The sequence below is a fragment of the Caproicibacterium sp. XB2 genome (genome assembly GCF_044880635.1).
Classification (GTDB): Bacteria; Bacillota; Clostridia; order Oscillospirales; family Acutalibacteraceae; genus Caproicibacterium; species Caproicibacterium lactatifermentans.
On record NZ_CP173227.1, the window covers coordinates 306,056 to 326,655 of the forward strand.

Annotated in this window: 20 protein-coding genes; 8 read left to right on the forward strand and 12 right to left on the reverse strand. The window is 53.5% G+C overall.

Going from position 1 to position 20,600, the window contains the following annotated elements; translation table 11 throughout:
- The first annotated feature begins 61 nt into the window (after positions 1 to 61).
- The 4 genes from ACIHKT_RS01385 (at position 62) to ACIHKT_RS01400 (ending at position 4,607) form a co-directional block, all read left to right on the forward strand.
- Positions 62 to 1,837, forward strand: a complete 1,776-nt coding sequence (locus tag ACIHKT_RS01385; RefSeq protein ID WP_086035142.1) for a V-type ATP synthase subunit A — start codon at positions 62 to 64, stop codon at positions 1,835 to 1,837.
- Positions 1,838 to 3,241, forward strand: a complete 1,404-nt coding sequence (locus tag ACIHKT_RS01390; RefSeq protein WP_086035143.1) for a V-type ATP synthase subunit B — start codon at positions 1,838 to 1,840, stop codon at positions 3,239 to 3,241.
- Positions 3,242 to 3,296: 55 nt separating this feature from the next.
- Complete coding sequence (locus ACIHKT_RS01395) at positions 3,297 to 3,965, forward strand: V-type ATP synthase subunit D (protein WP_086035144.1); 669 nt, start codon at positions 3,297 to 3,299, stop codon at positions 3,963 to 3,965.
- Positions 3,966 to 4,100: 135 nt separating this feature from the next.
- Entirely contained in the window at positions 4,101 to 4,607 is a 507-nt protein-coding gene (locus ACIHKT_RS01400; RefSeq protein ID WP_086035145.1) for an O-acetyl-ADP-ribose deacetylase, read from the forward strand.
- Positions 4,608 to 4,639: 32 nt separating this feature from the next.
- Here the strand turns inward: ACIHKT_RS01400 and ACIHKT_RS01405 are convergent, their stop codons facing one another.
- Positions 4,640 to 5,554, reverse strand: coding sequence for a YdcF family protein (locus ACIHKT_RS01405; protein ID WP_157658888.1), 915 nt, complete (start codon positions 5,552 to 5,554; stop codon positions 4,640 to 4,642).
- A 616-nt stretch (positions 5,555 to 6,170) separates the two neighbouring features.
- On the opposite strand from ACIHKT_RS01405, the gene ACIHKT_RS01410 reads away from it, so the two are divergent.
- From ACIHKT_RS01410 to panD, 4 genes are read left to right on the forward strand one after another with little or no spacing between them, the layout of a single operon-like run.
- The gene (locus ACIHKT_RS01410) at positions 6,171 to 7,067 is read left to right on the forward strand and encodes a Rossmann-like and DUF2520 domain-containing protein (RefSeq protein WP_174403113.1); all 897 of its coding nucleotides are present in this window, start codon (positions 6,171 to 6,173) and stop codon (positions 7,065 to 7,067) included.
- On the forward strand, positions 7,060 to 7,914 hold the full coding sequence (panB, locus tag ACIHKT_RS01415) for a 3-methyl-2-oxobutanoate hydroxymethyltransferase (protein WP_404352606.1): 855 nt from the start codon (positions 7,060 to 7,062) through the stop codon (positions 7,912 to 7,914). Before ACIHKT_RS01410 ends, panB begins: the two co-directional genes overlap by 8 nt.
- Before the next feature lie 5 nt (positions 7,915 to 7,919).
- Positions 7,920 to 8,795, forward strand: coding sequence for a pantoate--beta-alanine ligase (gene panC / locus ACIHKT_RS01420; protein ID WP_086035150.1), 876 nt, complete (start codon positions 7,920 to 7,922; stop codon positions 8,793 to 8,795).
- Position 8,796: 1 nt separating this feature from the next.
- Positions 8,797 to 9,162 carry an aspartate 1-decarboxylase gene (gene panD / locus ACIHKT_RS01425; RefSeq protein WP_086035151.1) on the forward strand — a complete coding sequence of 122 codons (366 nt, stop codon included), beginning with the start codon at positions 8,797 to 8,799 and terminating at the stop codon, positions 9,160 to 9,162.
- 105 nt (positions 9,163 to 9,267) lie between these two features.
- On the opposite strand, the gene hypE is transcribed toward panD, so the two are convergent.
- The 11 genes from hypE to ACIHKT_RS01480 are packed head-to-tail and all read right to left on the reverse strand — an operon-like array spanning position 9,268 to position 20,462.
- Positions 9,268 to 10,272 (reverse strand): hydrogenase expression/formation protein HypE, encoded by a 1,005-nt coding sequence (gene hypE, locus ACIHKT_RS01430; protein ID WP_086035152.1) that lies wholly within the window; start codon positions 10,270 to 10,272, stop codon positions 9,268 to 9,270.
- A complete protein-coding gene (gene hypD / locus ACIHKT_RS01435; protein WP_404352609.1) occupies positions 10,265 to 11,320 on the reverse strand; it encodes a hydrogenase formation protein HypD in 1,056 nt (351 codons plus the stop codon). Before hypD ends, hypE begins: the two co-directional genes overlap by 8 nt.
- Entirely contained in the window at positions 11,320 to 11,526 is a 207-nt protein-coding gene (locus ACIHKT_RS01440) for a HypC/HybG/HupF family hydrogenase formation chaperone (protein ID WP_086035154.1), read from the reverse strand. The genes hypD and ACIHKT_RS01440 overlap by 1 nt, the downstream gene beginning before the upstream one ends.
- Positions 11,527 to 11,539: 13 nt before the next feature.
- Positions 11,540 to 13,873 carry a carbamoyltransferase HypF gene (hypF, locus tag ACIHKT_RS01445; protein WP_086035155.1) on the reverse strand — a complete coding sequence of 778 codons (2,334 nt, stop codon included), beginning with the start codon at positions 13,871 to 13,873 and terminating at the stop codon, positions 11,540 to 11,542.
- Entirely contained in the window at positions 13,870 to 14,913 is a 1,044-nt protein-coding gene (locus ACIHKT_RS01450; RefSeq protein ID WP_086035156.1) for a nitrogenase component 1, read from the reverse strand. Before ACIHKT_RS01450 ends, hypF begins: the two co-directional genes overlap by 4 nt.
- Positions 14,910 to 16,205 (reverse strand): nitrogenase component 1, encoded by a 1,296-nt coding sequence (locus tag ACIHKT_RS01455; protein ID WP_236849683.1) that lies wholly within the window; start codon positions 16,203 to 16,205, stop codon positions 14,910 to 14,912. Before ACIHKT_RS01455 ends, ACIHKT_RS01450 begins: the two co-directional genes overlap by 4 nt.
- A complete protein-coding gene (locus ACIHKT_RS01460) occupies positions 16,198 to 16,959 on the reverse strand; it encodes an AAA family ATPase (RefSeq protein WP_086035158.1) in 762 nt (253 codons plus the stop codon). Before ACIHKT_RS01460 ends, ACIHKT_RS01455 begins: the two co-directional genes overlap by 8 nt.
- Positions 16,956 to 18,095, reverse strand: a complete 1,140-nt coding sequence (locus tag ACIHKT_RS01465) for a nitrogenase component 1 (protein WP_086036796.1) — start codon at positions 18,093 to 18,095, stop codon at positions 16,956 to 16,958. Before ACIHKT_RS01465 ends, ACIHKT_RS01460 begins: the two co-directional genes overlap by 4 nt.
- Positions 18,092 to 19,417, reverse strand: a complete 1,326-nt coding sequence (locus ACIHKT_RS01470) for a nitrogenase (protein WP_086035159.1) — start codon at positions 19,415 to 19,417, stop codon at positions 18,092 to 18,094. The genes ACIHKT_RS01465 and ACIHKT_RS01470 overlap by 4 nt, the downstream gene beginning before the upstream one ends.
- On the reverse strand, positions 19,411 to 20,175 hold the full coding sequence (locus ACIHKT_RS01475; RefSeq protein WP_086035160.1) for a nitrogenase iron protein NifH: 765 nt from the start codon (positions 20,173 to 20,175) through the stop codon (positions 19,411 to 19,413). Before ACIHKT_RS01475 ends, ACIHKT_RS01470 begins: the two co-directional genes overlap by 7 nt.
- On the reverse strand, positions 20,172 to 20,462 hold the full coding sequence (locus ACIHKT_RS01480; RefSeq protein WP_086035161.1) for a TM1266 family iron-only hydrogenase system putative regulator: 291 nt from the start codon (positions 20,460 to 20,462) through the stop codon (positions 20,172 to 20,174). Before ACIHKT_RS01480 ends, ACIHKT_RS01475 begins: the two co-directional genes overlap by 4 nt.
- Positions 20,463 to 20,600 lie beyond the last annotated feature (138 nt).

The following is a 20,600-nucleotide window of genomic DNA, read 5'->3' on the forward strand; positions in this document are numbered from 1 at the left end:
CGCGGTGTTCTTTTCAGAAGGCGAAAGACTGCATCCTGCGGAAAGAAAGGACAGCTGTTCAATGAGTGAAGGTACGATTAAAAAAGTTGCCGGGCCTTTGGTCGTCGCTAGGGGTATGCGCGACGCAAACATGTTTGATGTGGTGCATGTCAGTGACCAAAAGCTAATCGGCGAAATTATAGAGATTCGCGGGGACGAAGCGTCCATTCAGGTATATGAGGAAACTTCCGGTCTGGCACCGGGGACACCGGTTGTATCGACAGGTGCACCGATGAGCGTGGAACTTGGTCCCGGGCTGATTGGCAGCATTTATGACGGCATTCAGCGCCCGCTGGATGATATTATGAAGGTAACGGGCAGCAACCTTCTGCACAGAGGGGTAGATGTGCCCTCCTTAAAGCGTGACCATGTGTGGCACTTTGTCCCGGACAAAAAGGCGGGGGACCGGGTGTCTTCCGGCGATATCATTGGCCATGTACAGGAAACGCGTATTGTCATGCAGAAAATCATGCTTCCGCCGGGTGTTTCCGGTACACTAAAGGAGATAACAGAGGGCGACTACCGTGTGACGGATACCGTGGCCGTACTGACACAGGCGGATGGCAGTGATAAACCAATTACACTGATGCAGAAATGGCCGGTCCGCCGCGGCCGTCCTTATCAGAAAAAGCTGTCGCCGAACCGCCCGTTGGTGACCGGACAGCGCATTATTGACACGCTATTCCCCATTGCAAAGGGCGGTGTGGCGGCAGTTCCGGGACCTTTTGGTTCCGGTAAAACAGTGGTGCAGCATCAGCTGGCCAAGTGGGCAGATGCCGACATCGTTGTCTATATCGGCTGCGGAGAACGCGGCAACGAAATGACAGATGTTCTGAACGAGTTTCCGGAACTAAAGGACCCAAAGACCGGATATTCCCTGATGGAACGCACAGTATTGATTGCGAATACCTCTGATATGCCGGTTGCCGCACGTGAGGCTTCCATTTATACCGGTATTACCATAGCGGAATATTTTCGGGATATGGGTTATTCTGTTGCACTGATGGCAGATTCCACCTCCCGCTGGGCAGAGGCACTGCGTGAGATGAGCGGACGTTTGGAAGAGATGCCGGGCGAAGAAGGATACCCGGCGTATCTGTCCTCCCGTCTGGCACAGTTTTACGAACGTGCAGGCCGTGTGATTACACTGGGCAGCGGCGACCGTGAGGGCACGCTGTCCGTTATCGGCGCTGTGTCGCCGGCTGGCGGCGATATTTCCGAACCGGTTACACAGGCTACCCTGCGTATCGTCAAAGTTTTCTGGAGCTTGGACGCAAACCTTGCCTATAAGCGGCATTTTCCGGCTATCAACTGGCTGACTAGCTACTCGCTGTATCTTGATTCTTTGGGGGACTGGTTTAATCAGAACGCCGGAGAGGACTGGATGCAGATGCGCGGGGACATCATGCGCCTGCTGCACGATGAATCGGAACTGAATGAAATGGTGCAGCTGGTTGGCATGGATGCCCTTTCCGCGCCTGACCGCCTGAAAATGGAGGCCGCCCGCTCGATTCGTGAAGATTATCTGCAGCAGAATGCTTTCCACGAAGTGGATACGTATGCTTCCCTGCACAAACAATATTTGATGATGCAGATGGTTCTGTCCTACTATAAGCTTTCTAAGCAGGCATTGGAGCAGGGCGCTTCCGTCGATAAGCTGGTCAGCATGCCGGTTCGTGAAAAAATCGGCCGCTTTAAGTATACACCGGAGGACGGGGCAGACGCGTCCAGCCGGCAGGTCATGCGGGAACTGCATATAGAAATTGGGGATATCACGGCGGCAAAGGAGGACTTTTAAATGCCCAAAGAATACAGAACGATTCAAGAAGTTGCCGGTCCTCTGATGCTGGTCCGCGGCGTGGAAGGTGTTTCGTACAATGAGCTTGGCGAAATCGAGCTGGCGGACGGTGAAAAACGCCGCTGCAAGGTGCTGGAAATCGATGACGGCAACGCTTTGGTGCAGCTGTTTGAAGCTTCCACCGGCATTAACCTGGAAAGCAGCAAGGTGCGCTTTTTGGGCCGCAGCATGGAGCTGGGTGTGTCGGAAGACATCCTTTCCCGTGTGTTTGACGGATTGGGGCGCCCCATAGACGACGGTCCAGAAATTCTTCCGGAAGAACGCCGTGACATCAACGGTTTGCCGATGAACCCCGCAGCCCGCAGCTATCCGCAGGAATTTATTCAAACCGGTGTTTCCGCGATTGATGGCCTGAACACACTGGTCCGTGGCCAGAAACTGCCGATTTTTTCCGCTTCTGGTCTGCCGCACGCCCAGCTTGCCGCGCAGATTGCACGTCAGGCAAAGGTCGTTGGCACCAGCGAACCGTTTGCCGTTGTCTTCGCTGCTATGGGCATTACGTTTGAGGAAGCAAATTTCTTTATTCAAAGTTTTCAGGAAACCGGCGCTATTGACCGTACAGTCCTGTTCATCAATCTGGCAAACGACCCCGCAGTCGAACGAATCGCCACACCGCGGATGGCACTGACCGCCGCGGAATATCTGGCATTCCAAAAAGATATGCACGTGCTGGTCATTATGACGGACATCACCAACTACGCGGATGCCCTGCGTGAGATTTCCGCGGCACGAAAAGAAGTTCCCGGCCGCCGTGGCTATCCGGGTTATATGTATACGGACCTGGCTTCTTTGTATGAACGTGCCGGCCGCCAAAAAGGCAAGAAAGGCTCCATTACGCTGATACCGATTTTGACCATGCCGGAAGATGATAAAACACACCCGATTCCTGACCTGACCGGATACATTACAGAGGGCCAGATTATTTTAAGCCGTGACCTGTACCGCAAGGGGGTTCAGCCGCCGATTGATGTGCTGCCGTCTTTGTCCCGCCTGAAGGATAAGGGTATTGGCAAAGGGAAAACGAGGGAAGACCACGCGGACCTGATGAACCAGCTGTTTGCGGCATATGCCCGCGGCAAAGACGCTAAAGAGCTGATGACCATTCTGGGTGAAGCGGCCCTGACCGATGTGGATAAGCTGTATGCCAAATTCGCGGACGAATTTGAAGAAGAGTACGTTTCGCAGGGATACCGCACCAACCGCAGTATTGAAGAAACGCTGAACCTCGGCTGGAAGCTGTTGCGGATTCTGCCGCGTTCCGAACTGAAACGGATTAAGGACAAATATCTGGACGAATATTATGAAGAAAAACCTGCCGATAACAAGCTGCAGGAAAAAGCATAAGCTGTATCTTTTATAAAAACAACTGGTACAGCCGCTGTAAAAAGGGGGTACCGCTTTGCCGGCAACCAATGTTAACCCTACACGAATGGAATTGACGCGCCTGAAAAAGAAGCTTGTCACCGCGCTGCGCGGCCATAAGCTCCTGAAAGATAAACGGGATGAACTGATGCGGCAGTTCCTGGATTTGGTGCGTGAAAATATGGCACTGCGGAAAACAGTGGAACAGGGGATACGGGAGGCAAACCGGAACCTTGTGCTGGCGCGCTCCTCTATGTCCGATGAAGCGGTGCGTGTTGCTTTTATGGCACCAAAACAGGAAGTTTCCCTGTCAATTGCAACCAGGAACGTGATGAGTGTTGAAATTCCGGTTTACACGGCACATACCCGCACCTCAGACAGCAATGACATTTATTCCTACGGCTACGCCTTTACTTCCAGTGACCTGGATGATGCCGTTAAGAAGCTGGCGGATTTGCTGCCGGATATGCTGAAACTGGCCCAGAGTGAAAAATCCTGTCAGCTGCTGGCTTCAGAAATTGAGAAAACACGCCGGCGCGTAAATGCACTGGAGCACGTGCTGATTCCACGGATGGAAACAGACATCAAATATATTACGATGAAACTGGACGAAAACGAGCGCAGTTCACAGGTCCGCCTGATGAAAGTGAAAGATATGATGCTGGAAGAAACACATCATTACAAAGAACGTCAGGCATCCCTTTAATAGGACAACACTCCATTTTTAAGACCGTCTGCACTATTTGGTGCAGGCGGTCTTTTTCACTGCCTTGTATTTTATTCGGTAAAGCGGTAGGATGATTTTATTCACATACCATAAAAATAAACGGGAGGAATTTTTATGAACCTGCAGATTGAACAGGGCGATATTACTACTTATGCAGTGGATGCGATTGTTAACGCGGCGAATACCACACTGCTGGGCGGCGGCGGTGTGGACGGTGCCATTCATCGGGCTGCCGGGCCGCAGCTGCTGACGGAATGCCGGGCACTGCACGGCTGCCGGACCGGACAGGCAAAGCTGACAAAGGGTTACCGCCTGCCCGCAAAGTATGTGATTCACACACCCGGTCCCATTTGGCAGGGCGGCACAGCGGAGGAAGAGGAGCTGCTGGCCTCCTGCTACCGCTGCTGTCTGCAGCTTGCGGAAGAAAAGAAATGCCGCACGGTGGCGTTTCCGTCCATCAGCACCGGTGTTTACCACTTTCCGCTGGAATGTGCCGCAAAAATCGCGGTGCGGGAAATCGCCGCTTTTTTGCAGACAGCCGCCTGTGTACAAAAGGTAACCATGGTCTGCTTTGACGGCCGCACCAAGGCAGCCTACGATAACGCGCTGGCAGAGCAGTAGAAGGCCGATACACCGTCGGCTGGACAATAATATTAGTGTACAACAGAAAGAATAATTAAAAGGGCCTGCAGTGCAGCTGAGAAAATAAGAATGGCAATGTTAAATCGGCGGTTGATGACCATGACCGCCAGATATTCACGCAGAACCGCATTTGGGAAATAGTACGGTGCAGTCTTGCAGCCAAGGCCGCGTGCTTTTTTCAGACCGGCTTTTTTGGCATAATAGACCGCCCGATAAATGTGATAATTGTTGCTGATAACCAGACAGGGCAGCTTGGAGGCACTGGTGCCTGTACGTTGTTCCAGTACTTCCCGGGAAAACCGCAGGTTTTCCTCCGTATTTTTGGACTGCGTTTCTTTCAGCAGACGGTCCTCCGGAATGCCGTGTGCCTGTGCATAGCGGTACATGGCTTCGCCCTCCGGCAATGCTTCATCGGCTCCCTGTCCGCCGGAAAGCAGCACGAATGGTTGGCATCCCTTTCTTTCTGCCCGCCGATAATAGCGGATGGCCCGGTCAATTCTGCCAGCAAGCATAGGGGAAACATCGCTGCCATGCAGAAGACCACACCCCAAAACAATTAAACAGCGCACTTTTCTGTATCGGGGTGCGTGGGCGTGCAGCAGGACCAATACGGTCAGAAAGCTAATCATGGTAAGCAGTAAGTAAAATTCACCGATAAAGACAAACGAAAACAAAATAGAAGGGATCGTCTGCTGATAGATTTTCCACCCGAATAGACCACCGGCGATAATCTGCGCAAAAATACCGATTATCAAAAGCAGGGAAAGCATATTGGGCAGGGTGTGCCGTTCTTTGCGCAGCATTTGAATGGCACTGGTAAATAGATAAATACATACAATGGAAATGCCAAACAGAAGCAATAGAGCCAGACCGAGAGCAAGCACAATGCCAACGGCGGCCACCGCTTTTTGCGGGGAGGTCTGCATCCAAAGAAACAGCCCAACCACTGTGCTGTCTAAGAAAAGGTCGAATAAGAAACCGTTTCTCAGCCTGGCTGCTGGTGATAACAGACAAGAAAAAAGGTTAGCAAGACGGCGGCAACTCCGCCGAAGCATGCGGCCAGCATAATCATTTTTAGTTCCTCCTGTTTTTCGGAAACGGTCCCTATAAAGGATCTGCCTCCTCTTTCCTTTTAGTGTACCATATTCTGCCGAAACACGAAACCTTTTTGCAGCTAGTATTCTTTTTCAAGACCATATGTAAAAATGACTAAAAAGTGATTGCTATTTTTACAAATGTGTACTATACTGTTCCATGGCTCTTGGCTTTCTTTTCTTTTTTCTGGCGGTATCCTTTGGAGCTGTACAGAATGCAGGCGGTATCTTTTATAAAAGAACTGCACGAAAAGAAATGTTTTCTCTGCAAAACGGTGGAAAGTCCGGAAACCTTTTTATAATCTGCTTTGATCCTCTGTGACAAAGACTGCATGAATTTGAATGAATGTCTTTTTCATCTGTAACAGGATGTCTGCGCCTTTTTGTGCGCAGACGGCAGGTGGAGAAGACTTTTTTGCGTCTTTGGGGAATAAACGGCGAATGGGAGATGAGAAAACTGAAAATCGGATTTATCGGTGCGGGAAAAGTTGGACAGGCACTGGGCCTATACTTTGTTCATCATGGGCTGACACTGTCCGGGTACAGCAGTCGGACAGCGGCATCCGCACAGGAGGCAGCTGCCTTAACCGGCGGTAAATGGTTCTACCGCATGGAGGATGTCGCCAAAGAAAGCAGCGTCTTATTTTTGACGACACCGGACCATGCACTGCCGGCGGTGGACGAAGAGGCGGCGGCACTGCTGTCCACACATTCGGACTGGCAGGACAAAGTTTGGCTGCACGTCAGCGGTGCGCACGCTTCCACCTGCCTTGCATGCCTTTCCGCCGCAGGCTGTCCTGTCGGCAGCCTGCACCCGCTGCAGAGCTTTGGAAATCCGGAAATCAGTGCGGAAATGCTGGAGAAAACGCATTTCAGCGCAGAGGGCACGCCAAAGGCACTGCAGGCGGTCCGGCAGATTTTAGGGCAGACGGGCGGAAGCTGCAGCAAAATCTCAACGCGTGACAAACCCCTTTACCACACGGGTGCCTGTGTGATTTCCAACTATCTGGTTACTTTGCTGGACAGTGGAATGCGCTTTATGCAGGCGGCCGGCATGGACCAGGATACCCTTTTTGAGGCGGTGCTGCCGCTGATTGACGGTACCCTGAAAAACATTCGTGAAAAAGGGACCCTGCAGGCGCTGACCGGTCCTATTGTACGCGCAGATTATGACACAGTCGCGGCACACTGCCGCGCGATACAGCACGCCATGCCGCAGGACGCGGCATGGTACCGGGCGCTGGCGGAGAAAACGGTTGCATTTGCGGAAGAAGGAGAAAGACTGAGCCACGAACAGGCGGAAACTTTTCGCCGAATTTTAAAAGGAGGTGGCAGCAATGAATAGTAGATTCACCGTAAAATCATTTCAGAAAGCGAAAGAGAACAAGGAAAGAATCAGTATGCTGACCGCGTACGACTATTCCATGGCAAAAATCGTGGATGCCGGCGGTGTGGATGCAATTCTCGTAGGGGACTCACTTGGCATGGTCATGCAGGGCAACGACTCCACACTTCCGGTTACAGTGGACCAGATGGTCTACCACTGCCGGTGCGTGTCCCGCGGGGTAAAGCGGGCAATGGTGGTAGGCGATATGCCGTTCCTTTCGTATCAAATCAGTACAGAAGGGGCTGTACGCAATGCGGGACGGCTGGTGCAGGAGGGCGGTGCCGACGTGGTAAAGCTGGAAGGCGGCCGCGACATGGTGCCGGTCGTCCGTGCAATTATTCACGCACAAATCCCGGTGATGGGCCATATCGGTCTAACGCCGCAGTCTGTCAACCTTTTCGGCGGCTTTAAAGTACAGGGCAAAGAGGAAGCCGCGGCAAGGAATATGATTGCCGATGCACAAGCACTGGAAGAGGCCGGCGTTTTTGCCATTGTACTGGAGTCCGTGCCGGAGGGGCTGGCAAAGCTGATTACAGAAAAAGTCCATGTGCCGACGATTGGCATCGGTGCGGGCCGCTGCTGTGACGGACAGATTTTGGTTGTCAATGATATGCTGGGCATGTTTGACGATTTTGTACCGAAATTTGTGAAGCAGTATGCCCACATGAAAGAGAGTATGTCTGGCGCGATTGCCCAGTATGTCAGTGATGTACAGGAGCAGCGTTTTCCGGAAAGGAAGAATACCTTTACCATGGACGATGCCGTTTTGGAAAAGCTGCAGAATGCGGTGGGAAACAGGGAGTGAGAAAAATGAAACTGGTAACAACGATTGCACAGCTGCGGCAGGAACTGAAAGCACTCGGCCGAAAAGACAAGACACTCGGTCTTGTCCCAACCATGGGATATCTGCATGAGGGACATCAGTCTCTTATCCGTAAAGCAAAAGAACAGAATGACTTGGTCGTCGTCAGTGACTTTGTCAATCCAACACAGTTTGGCCCCAATGAAGATTATGACAAATATCCGCGGGACATTGACCGTGACTGCAAAGCTGCCGAAGAGGCGGGTGCCGATATTGTCTTTCACCCGGATGCGAGTGAAATTTATGTGCCGGGTGCTTCTACGGAGGTGGAAGTCAAGGGAGAAACCACCCATAAACTCTGCGGTGCTTCCCGCCCAATTCACTTTAAGGGAGTTACCACCATTGTCTGCACACTGTTCCATATCGTACAGCCGGACCGCGCCTATTTCGGACAGAAGGACGCACAGCAGGTTGTTGTTGTTAAAAAAATGGTGCGTGATTTACACATCCCGGTCAAAATTGTTCCCTGCCCCATTGTTCGGGAAGCGGATGGCTTGGCAAAAAGCTCGCGTAACATTTACTTGACACCAGAGCAGCACCAGCAGGCGCTTTCTTTAAGCCGCGGCCTGCAGAAAGCACGTGACTTTTTCGCCGGCAGTACGGCGGACCACACTTCGGCAGAAAAGCTGAAGAAAGTTATTCGGCAGGAGATTTCCGCGCAGCCACTGTCTGACATTGAGTATGTGGAAGTGGTGGACACCGACACATTGGATAAAATAGAAAAAATAGAGCCGGGGAAACGGGCACTGGCAGCGGTCGCTGTCCGTTTTGGAAGCACACGGCTGATTGATAATACCATTTTGGGTGGAAAGGAGAACGTATAACATGGAGCTGCATATGCTGAAAGCAAAAATTCACCGCGCGACCGTCACGCAGGCGGATATCAACTATGTCGGCAGTATTACCATTGACAAAAGCCTGATGGACGCTGCCGGTATCCGAGAATATGAGCAGGTACAGATTGCCGATATCGACAACGGAAACCGGCTGGTGACTTATGTCATTGCCGGAAAGCAAGGAAGCGGCATCATCTGCATTAACGGTGCGGGCGCTAAACTAATGAACCGCGGTGACAAGGTCATTATTATGTGCTACTGCCAGATGAGTGAGCAGGAAGCGGAGAACTTTACACCAAAGGTTGTTTTTGTCAACAGCAGCAATGCTGTCTGCAGCCGTGAAAACTGCGACTGACTGACCTTTTTATAAAAAGCATTTCACGAAAAACAGCACCCGATTTTTCGGCGGAAGGTTCGCCGGAATATGTCGAGTGCTGTTCTTTATGTAAGGATGTTCTGTTCAGCAGATGCGGGGCAGCAGCTCGCCGCCTGGCTGAGGCAGCAGTGTCTGCAAACCAATTTCTGTTTTCATTACCACTTTGCCGGGCATATCGGCGGTTACTTCGCCGATAACAGCAGCATTTTTGGAATACGGGCACTGATGCAGGGTATCCACCACCGCCTGTGCCTGCTCTTTCGGCACAAAGACCACTAAGCGGCCCTCACAGGCAAGGTAGAGCGGCTCCAGCCCCAACATACCGCATACACCGGAAACCTCCCCGGCGACCGGAATCTTTTGGGCATCCAGCTGAATGCCAACATGGCTTTGGTCGGCAATTTCATACAGCACGGTGCCTACGCCGCCGCGGGTTGCGTCGCGGACAACATGGATTTGGTCGGTGGTGTCGAACATCTTTTTTACGGTGCCCCACAGCGGTGCGCAGTCGCTGGTGACGTCCGCATCAATGCCAAACTCGTTGCGTGCCAGCAGAATGGCACAGCCATGGCGGCCAATGTCACCAGTGACAATAACAGCATCGCCAGGCTTTGCATATTTTCCGGAAGTATGCGCGCAGTCCATCAGGCGACCAATGCCTGTGGTGGTGATAAAGATATGATCCACCTGTCCTTTTCCGGCAACTTTTGTGTCACCAGCTACAATGCGGACGCCCGCTTCCTTTGCGGTCTTTTCCATAGCGGCGGCGATTTCCTCCAGCTTATCCAGTGGGAATCCCTCCTCAATCACAAAGGAGCAGGCAAGATACAGCGGCTTTGCGCCCATGCAGGACAAGTCGTTAACTGTGCCGCAGATGCTCAGCTTGCCAATGTTTCCACCCGGAAATTCGTAGGGGGAAACAATAAAGCCATCGGTTGTAAAGGCGAGGCGGCCGCTGTCCACCTGCAGAACAGCGGCGTCATCTGCGGTAAAGTCCGGATTTGCAAAATGTGCTTTGAAAACGCTGTCTATCAGCTGAGAAGTCTGCTTTCCGCCGGCACCGTGTGCCAGTGTAACTGTATTATCCATTTTCTGTTCCTCCGTATTGATAGTATGCCGAGCAGGCGCCTTCATTGGAAACCATGCAAGCGCCAATGGGGTGCTGCGGTGTGCAGCCCGTGCCGAACACTTTGCAGTCATTGGGGCGACACTTTCCCTGTAACACTTCGCCGCAGCGGCACAGCAGGCTGCTGTGTCCCGTAATTTTCGGCAGTGCATAGCGCAGCCGTGCGTCAAAGCTGTGGTAGGGTTCCCGCAGCCGCAGGCCGGAACCCCTGATAATGCCCAGCCCACGCCATTCCGTGTCGCATGGTTCCATTACTTCCCGCATAACGGCCTGTGCAGCGGGGTTTCCATCTGGCCGAACAACACGCGGGTAGCAGTTACGGAAAAACGGCTTTCCAGCGGCGGAAAGCTTTAAGATTACGGCCAGAGCTGTCAGCAGTTCCCCAGCTGTAAAGCCCGTGACAACGCCGGAAATGCCCTCCTTTACCAGTTCTTCACACACAGCGGTTCCCGCAATGGCATTGACATGGCCGGGGTACAGGAAAGCGTCAGCGCTGTCCTTTAGGGCCAGGTAGGCGTTTGGCATGGTTTTGTTTGCTACCAGCAGGGAATAATTTTGAAGGCCATCTTTCCGGGCCTTTTTCACGGCTAGACACGCCGCCGGTGTAGTGGTTTCAAAACCGACCGCAAGGAAAACCACGTTCTTTTCCGGGTGTTCCTTGGCATATTCTTCCGAGTCGAGCGGGGAATAGACCATTTTAATTTCCGCGCCCTGCTGCCGGGCACCAGCAAGGCTCATCTCACTGCCTGGCACGCGGATAAGGTCGCCGAATGTGCAAATGACGGCGTGATGCTTGAGCGCTAGCAGAATTGCTTCATCAATATAGCCGACCGGTGTAACGCATACCGGACAGCCCGGGCCGGAAATCAGACGAATGCTTTCCGGCAGCAGCTTGCGGATACCCAGCCGAAAAATTTCATGGGTATGGGTGCCGCACACCTCCATAATGCGCAGATTCGGTCCATGGTAGGAGGTGATGATGTCCTTTGCTTCTGAAACAGAGTTTTCCATTACAGCTTCTCCATGATTTTGTTTGTTTCGTCCTGGTCGCTGTCTGTGATTTTTGCAATGGCAATGCCGGCATGCACCATGACATAGTCACCCGGCTCCAGGTCATCAATCAGTTCCGCGGAGATTCTGCGTTTGGCGCCGGAAGCGTCAATCAGTGCAGTTCCGTCATTTACGTCTATGACTCTTGCAGATAAACCAACACACATAGAAAATATCCTCCTATTTATCATTTCGTTCTTTATTTAACAGATACATGGCGGCAGTCGCCTGGCCCAACGCAAGGCCGCCGTCATTTGGCGGAACCATACTGTGCAGCAAAACCCGAAACCCAGCATCGCGCAGGCGGGTGGCACAAAGACCGGTCAATAGGCGGTTTTGGAACACACCACCGCTTAGGGCACATATGGAAAGTTCCGTATCCTGCCGGATTTTTCGGCACCCTTGGCAGACCATATCTGCCAGCAGAATATGAAAAGCATACGCAAGTTTTCCAGTATCTTCCCCGGCAAGCCGCTGTTGTGTCAGCCAGCCTACCAGCCGGTCGGTACACAACACAAATCCTTTTTGCGTGCTGCGCAGCAGCGGTTCAGAATAAGAAAAGCTGTCAGCAGACAGCCGCAGATGCTGTTTTTGGTACGCTTCCGCGGAAAATTCCAGTGCGCAGGAGGCTTCTCCCTCAAAAGTGGAAGATGTGCGAATACCCAAAATGGCGCTAACCGCGTCAAACAGACGGCCCGTACTGGTGGACGGCACGCTGTTGAGGTTTTGGTCAGCCATGCGCATAACGACCTGTGCCTGCTGTGCACTGCAAAGGCCGAGTGCCTGTATGCGGCGGGGGGTATCTTCCGGGAAAAGATGGTGCAGCATGGAAACGGCAATGCGCCAGCCTTCCCGCGCGGAAGCATCGCCGCCAACCTGCAGAAAAGGCTGGATACATCCCAGCCGTGTAAATCCACCGTAAGAGGCGCGCAGAAACTCGCCGCCCCAGATGGTTCCGTCTGTCCCGTAACCGGTGCCGTCAAAGGAAACGCCGATGACTTCATCCGAGCAGTCATTTTCCGCCAGGCAGGAAACAATATGGGCAAAATGGTGCTGTACCCGCATGACCGGCAAACCCATTTCTTCTGCCATACGAACGGTATTGTACTTGGGGTGCAGGTCGCACGCGACCACCTGCGGGGAAGCCTCCAGCAGTGTTTCCATACGGGAAATAGACTCTTTTAGGGCTTCCACCGTGCGGATGTCCGCCATATCACCGACATATGCTGAGGGATAAAAGAGGCTGTTTTTCCCAATGCAGAACGTGTTTTTCAGTTCGCCGCCAATGCCGAGCACCTGCCCGTGAAGCGGAGCAGAGAGCAGAAACGGCAGGGGAGCGTATCCGCGGGAACGCCGTATCATGTAGGGCTTGTCCTCCAGAAAATCCATAACGGAATCGTCCGCCCGCGTGAGAATATCGCGGTTATGGGACAGTATGACATCACAAAAGCCGGACAGTTCGGCGGCGGCGTCCGCGTCACATTTGCAGATGGGCGCTCCCGAAACATTTCCGCTGGTCATAATCAGGCTGTCCGTCATGGCAACGCCGTCCGGATAAGTAAACAGCAGCAGCTGCAGCGGTGCATAGGGGAGCATGGAGCCTATCCGGGGATTGCCCGGTGCCGTCTGCTTGGCAAGCGTGCTTTCCGGTTTTCGGTCCAGCAGGAGAATCGGTTTTTGACAGCCGTCCAAAATGTCAGCCTGCTTTGGCGAAATACAGCAGTTCTCCTTTGCCGCGGAAAGGTCACGGAACATAACGGCAAACGGCTTTGCGGGGCGGTGCTTCAGCTGCCGCAGACGGCGGACAGCCGTTTCATTTTTAGCGTCACAGCACAGGTGAAAACCGCCGATTCCCTTTACCGCCGCAATTTTTCCGTCCATAATGGCACGGCGAGTCTGTATAATGGCGTCTGCGCCGCGTTCAGGCCTGCCCATTAGGTACACCTGCGGACCGCAGTCATTGCAGCATACCGGCTGGGCATCATATCGTCTGGTTTGCGGGTGGGTGTATTCTTGCTCACATTTTTTACACATCGGGAATTTTCCCATGCTGGTGCGTTCCCGGTCGTACGGCATGATGTCCAGAATGGTCAGCCGGGGACCGCAGGCGGTGCAGTTAATAAACGGGTGTAAATAGCGGCGGTTGTGTTTGTCAAACAGTTCCTTGCTGCACGTTTTGCACACGGCAATATCCGGCGGTACAAAAATGTCGCTGGATTCTTTAGCACTGCTGATAATCTCAAAGCTGCTTTCCGGCAGTGCGGAGGAAGCGGTCACTTCTATTTTCAAAATGTCGGACCGTTCCGGTGCGTCCTGCCGCAGACAGCGCAGAAACGCCTGCAATGCTTCTTTGGTGCCATGGGCCTGTATTTCCACGAAAGAACCTTTGTTGGTGACGCTGCCGGTAATGCCCACCCGCCGCGCGGTACGGCTGACAAAGGGGCGGAACCCAACGCCTTGTACCACACCGAATACACGAATCCGCTGGGAAAGAATCTCTGCTTTTTGTTTCATGTTATCAGCCTTCCCGATACGGCAAAATGCGGCAGGTCTATCCAGCTCCCTGTGTACGCGGGCAATGCGCGCCGCAGAACACGGTCGCCGAAAATGACGTCATAGCCGCCCTGCATCACGGTTTCCTGGAACTGCTGTTCATCGGTGAAAAAGAGGTCCTGCTTTTCCCGCAGAGAATCGTCCATCATGAACCAGGAGGCAGCCGTTACATCCGCGTCTGTCGCCTTCCGGATATTGTCCCGCAAAGTGTTTGCCAGTACCTGCTGGTGGATAATCAGCACACGCTTGCCGTGCAGGGAGGAAAGGTTTTCCGGGTGTGTGCATGGCAGCGGACAGCATACTGTGTAAGGTGTACCAAATGTTTTTTGAAGGTATTGGGCGGCTTTTCGTCCGGCAGGGGAAACAACCAAGTTTCGCTCCACGGCGGAAGCATGGCATACCGCGTCAAAACCGCTGCCCATTCCGTAGCAGTGTACCTTCTGCCAGTCTTTTTGCCGGCAGGCATCCATCAGCTGCTCCGCGGCAGACAGACTGCTGAGGTCCAGCGGCGTAGCGCCCAGAACACCGAGCATGCCCTTTTCCACGGGGAAGGCGCTGACGGCAAAGGTTTGGAACAGCTGCAGCAGGGCCGCTTCCTCACCGGTGTCATACAGCCCCGTGCCGGTTGTTTCGACTGTCAAAACCGGCAGGCCGGTCTGTCTTTCTCCCATGCGTTTCAGTGCCCGAAAATCCGTACCGATAACAGCAGGAACAGGAGTGCCGATGACAGCGGCGAAATGGGCCTGCATGTCCGCGGCGACGGCGCTTAGTTTGGCAATCAGTTTGTCGTCCCGGCCAAGGATAGCGTCCATATCCCGCAGACCGGCGCTGAAAACAGCGCTTTTTTTCTGGAACCAGCGCGGTTCATCGAATCCGCAGATGTTTCCCGTGCAGCCGCCCGCGTCACAGATGACGATAAGGCCGCCAAGCTCATAGAGCGCCGCCACGGCACCAGACTGGTCCGGCGCAAACGGTGACAGCACTTTTAATAGTCCTTTCATTTGGTCCTCCCTTCCACAGCATGGGAAAGCGCCTGGAACAGGCCGCGTACCCCGGCATATCCAAAGGGCTGCACCTCACTGCACCATAGGACGTGCGGACACTCCGGGTGGTAGTAGGCGGCATCTTTGCCGATGGCAATATCCGCTTCAGCCGGTGTGGGTCGATAAAACAGCATGGTTGGTGAAAGATTGGAGTACACTTTGGTATTGGGACTGCGTTCTGCAATTTTTTGAATGAAACGAAAATTCACTTTGTTGATGGTTCCGTAAATTTCTGATACCGAAAATCCATACCGCAGAAGTGCCAGCGAAAGCTCAAACGGGTCCGCGTTTGCAATCTCCCCAACGGTGAATACCGCAGGGCCGTAGTTTTGCCGGAAGCGGTGGATTTCCGCCTGTGAGGCGTCCTTGTCCGGCCCGTCTTCCCACGGAATTTCCAGGGCCTGTGCTAGCAGATGATACTGTGTTTCAATTTTGTCCAGCTGGTACATACGGGTTAACTCAATGGAGGGAATCTGCAGGGACTGCTCCATCCATTGGGCGGCTGGCCGCGCTTCCGAATTCAGCACAAGGTTAAAGTTAGCCTGTGCCATAGACAGATACGCATCAAAACTCGGACAGCGGGAAATTTCACGGATATGATGAACACCGGCTTTCCGGAACAGGCGGTACAGTTCACAGTCATCACGAAGCGGTGCGAAAAAGCCCAAAATGTTCATGGCGTCCGCTTTTTTGGGCAGAGGTTTTAATAGGGAATACACGGATTTGCGCACAGCAGTCATGGGCGGGTGCCGGCCATCCCGGGTCAGTGCGTACATGTAACACGGCACGACCGGTACATGTGCGGCTTCCTCCGCCCTGCGGCAGACACGCTCCATATCAGTGCCGAGCAGAGCGTCTACACAGGTGATGCACAGCATGACCGCGGACGGCTTTGTGCGGCAGGACGCACATACTTCCTGCACGGCCGCCGGTATTTTAGAAAGATGCCGACCGGTAACAATATCGGCTTCGTCCAGCAGCAGGTAAAACATGCGGTCACCGCCGCTTCCCGCTGGACCAAGTGCGATGGTGTTCCGTCCGCAGCAGCCGGGCGAAACCAGCAGCATAACCGAACCGGGAATAGCCAGCCCCGCGCGCTTGACACCGAACCCCTGCGCACCCGGTGAGTTAAACGCCAGCGTGGCGGGGGAGCTGTAAATCAAATGCTTTACGGATTGAAATTCCTGCGGAAGAGCGCCGTAGCCGCCGGACACCAGCTGTGCCGCGGTACGGTAAAATGCTTCAGCCATTTGTTTCATCCTCCAACAGCCGCTGTGCCAGCGCAAAGAATTTTTGGCTGACCGGTAGTTTTGGCCCGCCTTCCACGACGGTCTTTCCCATATCCTCAAAGTGCAGAATCTCTTTGCTGCGCGGAATATCGGCCAGTATGGGCAGACCGGCATTCTGGGCGAAGGCATGGACCTTTTCTTCCTCGTTTTCTACATTTCTGCGATTCAGCAGAATGCCGCGGACTTTGGCATAGCTGCGGTCGGCAAAATTTTGTACCGCTTTGCGTATATTCTCAGCTGCGTACAGTGCCATTTTTTCGCCGGAGGTTACAATCAGCACTTCCTCCGCGTACCCCTCACGAATCGGGGCCGCAAAACCGCCGCACACTACGTCGCCGAGTACATCGTACAGGACAACGTCCGGCCGATATGTTTCAAACAGCTTTAAATCCTTCAGCAGCTGAAACGTAGTAATAATACCGCGGCCGGCACAGCCAAGCCCCGGCGTAGGACCGCCGGTTTCAATACAGAGTATGTGATTAAAGCCCTCTTTGGCGATTTCTTCAATTTGTGTTGGTTCGCGGTCGTATTCCCGCAGGTAGTCCATAACGGGCTGTACGGGTTTGCCGCCTAATAGGTTAATTGTAGAGTCCGCCTTTGGGTCACAGCCTATTTGAATCACCCGTTTCCCAAGGGAGGCAAAGGCGGAGGCGAGGTTGCTGGTCATCGTGGATTTGCCGATACCGCCTTTGCCGTATACTGCCAGTTTTATCATAATATCCTCTTTAGCTTATGGTTTATCAGGTTTGGTGTACGCCGCTGGAAGCACCTGCCGGAAAAGGCTGTGTGCGGCAGCGGATAAAATGAAACATCGGTTGGACAGATGGGGGAAAACAGCGGGTCAGCAATGATGCCCGCGGCCTGCGGAAACAGACGAATCAGGTCATCCTCCTCCGGTGCGGTTTGGTCACCCTGTTTCAGCAGCTCCGGATCGGTTTCCAGTGTACACAGAACGTGCGCCGGTCTGCCGGTTTCCAGCTCTATGGCACAGGCCAAAGAACCTGCCGAAACGCTTTCTCCCACGACTGCCAGTCCCGCCGCATGGCCGCTGCGGTGTGTGCAGGCAGTACAGCAGCGGCCGCTTTGCGCAGCGGCTTTCAGTTCCGCCGCAAGCGCCGCGGCATACGCTTCGCCAAACGGAACGCCGACGACATAGGGTGTTCCGAAACGCCGGCGCAGAACTTTGGCGGCAGCAAGCCCACTGAAAGACACCACCAGATTGACGCTGGCACTGCCGGCCTGCGCGATTTCTTCTAATGTACTGCCCATGGCAAAGCAGGACACCAGCCGGAAGCCGTTTTGGCGCAGCCATTGTTTCATGGAGGGCACACTGCCATTTACGGAAAAGTCAAGCGGTGTTGCACCAAGGAGATTTACGGACAGGTCCGCGGACTTTTCCACGTCTGCCAGGCAGACGGTTTCCGCCAAAACACGAAACGCGTCGGAAGCGCCGACCAGATAAGAGTGCATGCCGTCCGCTCGAAAGCTGAAACAGGGAATACCGGTCCGCTTTTGCAGAAGAGAAGCAATGGCGGGAAAGTCGGTGCCGGTCATCGCAGGAATCGGTGAACTGCACAAGGCGATGAACGCGGGGTGCAACTTTGCGGAGGTTTCCGCAATATCGGTTATCAGTTTTTCGTCGTCGCCTAAGATAGCGTCCATTTCGGTCAGCCCGGAAATATAAATCATGCTCGGCATATCGTACCACCGGGGTTCGTCATGTGTTGTGTAGGTAGAGTTGCAGCCGGAGGCGTCGTGAATGACGGTCATGCCGCCCAGTTCGTACAGGGCAGAGCAGATACCGGCGTTATCAGCCGCATAAATAGGAATCATTCCCGCAGTGTGTTTCATAGACAGCATGCACACCCCAATCCTTTTTTCTGTATTACGGTACGCGTATCTTTTTTGTGGTGGTAAGCGTCCAGCATTTGTTCCGCCAGACGGGCAATGCCATCAAAGCCATACATTCCGCCGCCGGAAACGATATTTACAAAATGTGCGGTCCCGCTGAAATAGGCGGCTTTCTGTCCAATGGCCAGAATCTCGGCATTTGTTCTCGGCTGGTAAAACCGCAGCGAGGGGTGTATGGTCGCACAAATGCGCAGGGTAGGAGCGTGCTGCTGCAGCCAGTGAAAATCGGTTCCTTCTTCGTCGGAGAAACTGTCCGCATAAACCGCCGATACACAAAAGCCATGTTCCAAAAGCATACGGACAAGGCTTAACGGGCGTGGAACGGCTGTGTAATCAATGGTTACCGGCATATTGCCGATTTCACGGCGGACTTTATCCAGTGCGTCTTCGGTCTTTTGCATGATATTGGAGAAATCGGGCAGAGAAAGGCCAAGTGTGTCGGCAAGGACTTTGTAGTTTTGCAGCAGGTCTTCCCGCCGGTAGCACAGCGGCAGGTAAAGGTGCTTTTGTCCAAGGCGCTGCTGCAGGGCATCACCTGCCGCCGCAGCGGTGGGCAGGTAGGTAATATTCCATGCGCTCTCTGCCATTTGCTGATATTCGTCATAGGTTTTACATTGGGTGATATCCCGTACCCGGAATCCGGACTGCCGAAGAATCTGCAGCAGTTCACTGGACGCGTCCGTTGGCCGGTCATTGCCGATAAGGTTGACGTTTTTGAGGTCCCGTGCAGCGGGCCGCAGCAGGCTGTACAGCTGGCGGCGCATCAGCTGATCGGGTGTCAGCCCGCTTTTGCGCATGGTTGGATTCATGTAGCAGTCAGCAAAATCCACATCGGGAAAGCGGCTGCGCAGTGTGCGGAGAACCAGCGGAAAATCACACCCTACAAACTGCTGAATGCAGCTGATAAATAAGAGAACCGCCGGCGGAAGCGGGTGCAGCTTTTGCAGAATGTTCGCAACGCCGTCAATCATCAGCTGCTCCATATTGCCGCCGATAATGTCCTCTTCACACAAGGATACCCATGACATGCGGTCCATGGCGTTCATTTCCGCCGCGGTCAGAATAACGCCGCGCAGGCAGCCCTGCGCACATACAAAGATTTGATGGGCCTGCGGCAGCAGCATACCGGTGTGTACAATATTCCATGGGCCGCGTGCCGGCGGATTGTATTCCAGACCGGATGCAAACGGGGTGGGAAACTGCGCACTGCCAATCTGCATTTCGGTACAGTCGGCGGGGGCGGGGGACAAAGGTTTCAGCATAATGTTCCCCCGCAGGTGTGCAGAATGGTTTCTGTCAGTACACGGTACTGCTGTGCCATTTCGCTGTTTGGAAAAGCTTCCAGCACGGTTTTGTTCAGCGGTTCTGCCGCCTGCACGGTTTCGCTCCAGTCGAGGCTTCCCAAAAGGCCAGTGTGCAGGTCTTCGGCAAGCTCTCGGACTTTTTGGTCCTCGTCCCTGACGTTTCGACGGTTTAAAATCAGCCCACCCAGCTCGGCGTAGTTTCTGCCGTGAAAGTGCTCCACGGCCATGCCAATGTTTGCCGCTGCGTGCAGGGACATATTTTCACCGGAAGTGAGGATCAGTACTTTATCCGCATAGCCGCTGCGCATAGGCATGGTAAAGCCGCCGCAGACCACGTCACCCAGCACGTCATACAGGACGACGTCCGGTTTGTAGGTTTCGTAGGCACCTTTTTGATTCAGCTTTTCCAGTGCAGCGATAATGCCGCGGCCGGCACAGCCCTGCCCGGGCAGGGGGCCGCCCGCTTCCACACAGATAACGCCGTCGTAGCCTTCACAGACCATTGCATGCAGCGGAAAGTCATTGCCGTACTTCCGAATCAGGCTTAAAACAGTGGGGATTTTCGTGCCGCCGTGCAGGCTGGCGGTGGAATCCGCTTTGGGGTCACAGCCAATCTGCATGACGCACAGCCCTTTTTCTGCCATAGCGGCTGATAGGTTGGAAACCGTTGTGGATTTCCCAATGCCGCCCTTTCCATACACTGCCAGTTTTATCATTTTGCCGCAGTCCCCTCTTTATGACTTGGTTCCGATTTTGTGATCACATTGGAGTAAAGCGTTTTGGCACTTACGCCCGGCAGCCTTCCGATTTTTCCGGAAAGAGCGCTGATGATATCCTGCGGTGCGTCAATCACTACGCTGATGATATTCATATGCTTTTCGTGGTAAGGCAGGCCCATTCGCCCAATGATGTATGGACTGCACCCGTGCAGCAGGCTGTTAAAACGGCTGATGCTTTCCTCGTTTTCAATTATAACGGCGATAACAGCAACTCTGGTTTCCATAAGTCCTCCTTGTTATTATCCAAGAAAAAAAGACTGCGCCTTGTAAAAAGACGCAGCCAGACCATACCGGTTAAAAAGCAGAGCAGTTCCGTCCCTGCTTTGACTCGTCTTTCACCTCAAAATTATTTCGGCGTCAGA

What these genes read in the sequence shown, in the direction of transcription:
- panB (WP_404352606.1), top strand. Translation starts at nt 7,060, where the DNA reads ATGAATAGTAGATTCACCGTAAAATCATTTCAGAAAGCGAAAGAGAAC.
- ACIHKT_RS01390 (WP_086035143.1), top strand. Translation starts at nt 1,838, where the DNA reads ATGCCCAAAGAATACAGAACGATTCAAGAAGTTGCCGGTCCTCTGATG.
- ACIHKT_RS01465 (WP_086036796.1), bottom strand. Translation starts at nt 18,095, where the DNA reads ATGAAACACACTGCGGGAATGATTCCTATTTATGCGGCTGATAACGCC.
- ACIHKT_RS01450 (WP_086035156.1), bottom strand. Translation starts at nt 14,913, where the DNA reads ATGAAAGGACTATTAAAAGTGCTGTCACCGTTTGCGCCGGACCAGTCT.
- ACIHKT_RS01470 (WP_086035159.1), bottom strand. Translation starts at nt 19,417, where the DNA reads ATGCTGAAACCTTTGTCCCCCGCCCCCGCCGACTGTACCGAAATGCAG.
- ACIHKT_RS01480 (WP_086035161.1), bottom strand. Translation starts at nt 20,462, where the DNA reads ATGGAAACCAGAGTTGCTGTTATCGCCGTTATAATTGAAAACGAGGAA.
- ACIHKT_RS01460 (WP_086035158.1), bottom strand. Translation starts at nt 16,959, where the DNA reads ATGATAAAACTGGCAGTATACGGCAAAGGCGGTATCGGCAAATCCACG.
- ACIHKT_RS01440 (WP_086035154.1), bottom strand. Translation starts at nt 11,526, where the DNA reads ATGTGTGTTGGTTTATCTGCAAGAGTCATAGACGTAAATGACGGAACT.
- hypD (WP_404352609.1), bottom strand. Translation starts at nt 11,320, where the DNA reads ATGGAAAACTCTGTTTCAGAAGCAAAGGACATCATCACCTCCTACCAT.
- ACIHKT_RS01455 (WP_236849683.1), bottom strand. Translation starts at nt 16,205, where the DNA reads ATGGCTGAAGCATTTTACCGTACCGCGGCACAGCTGGTGTCCGGCGGC.
- hypF (WP_086035155.1), bottom strand. Translation starts at nt 13,873, where the DNA reads ATGAAACAAAAAGCAGAGATTCTTTCCCAGCGGATTCGTGTATTCGGT.
- panC (WP_086035150.1), top strand. Translation starts at nt 7,920, where the DNA reads ATGAAACTGGTAACAACGATTGCACAGCTGCGGCAGGAACTGAAAGCA.
- ACIHKT_RS01385 (WP_086035142.1), top strand. Translation starts at nt 62, where the DNA reads ATGAGTGAAGGTACGATTAAAAAAGTTGCCGGGCCTTTGGTCGTCGCT.
- hypE (WP_086035152.1), bottom strand. Translation starts at nt 10,272, where the DNA reads ATGGATAATACAGTTACACTGGCACACGGTGCCGGCGGAAAGCAGACT.
- ACIHKT_RS01475 (WP_086035160.1), bottom strand. Translation starts at nt 20,175, where the DNA reads ATGATAAAACTGGCAGTGTATGGAAAGGGCGGCATTGGGAAATCCACA.
- ACIHKT_RS01405 (WP_157658888.1), bottom strand. Translation starts at nt 5,554, where the DNA reads ATGCAGACCTCCCCGCAAAAAGCGGTGGCCGCCGTTGGCATTGTGCTT.
- panD (WP_086035151.1), top strand. Translation starts at nt 8,797, where the DNA reads ATGGAGCTGCATATGCTGAAAGCAAAAATTCACCGCGCGACCGTCACG.
- ACIHKT_RS01410 (WP_174403113.1), top strand. Translation starts at nt 6,171, where the DNA reads ATGAGAAAACTGAAAATCGGATTTATCGGTGCGGGAAAAGTTGGACAG.
- ACIHKT_RS01400 (WP_086035145.1), top strand. Translation starts at nt 4,101, where the DNA reads ATGAACCTGCAGATTGAACAGGGCGATATTACTACTTATGCAGTGGAT.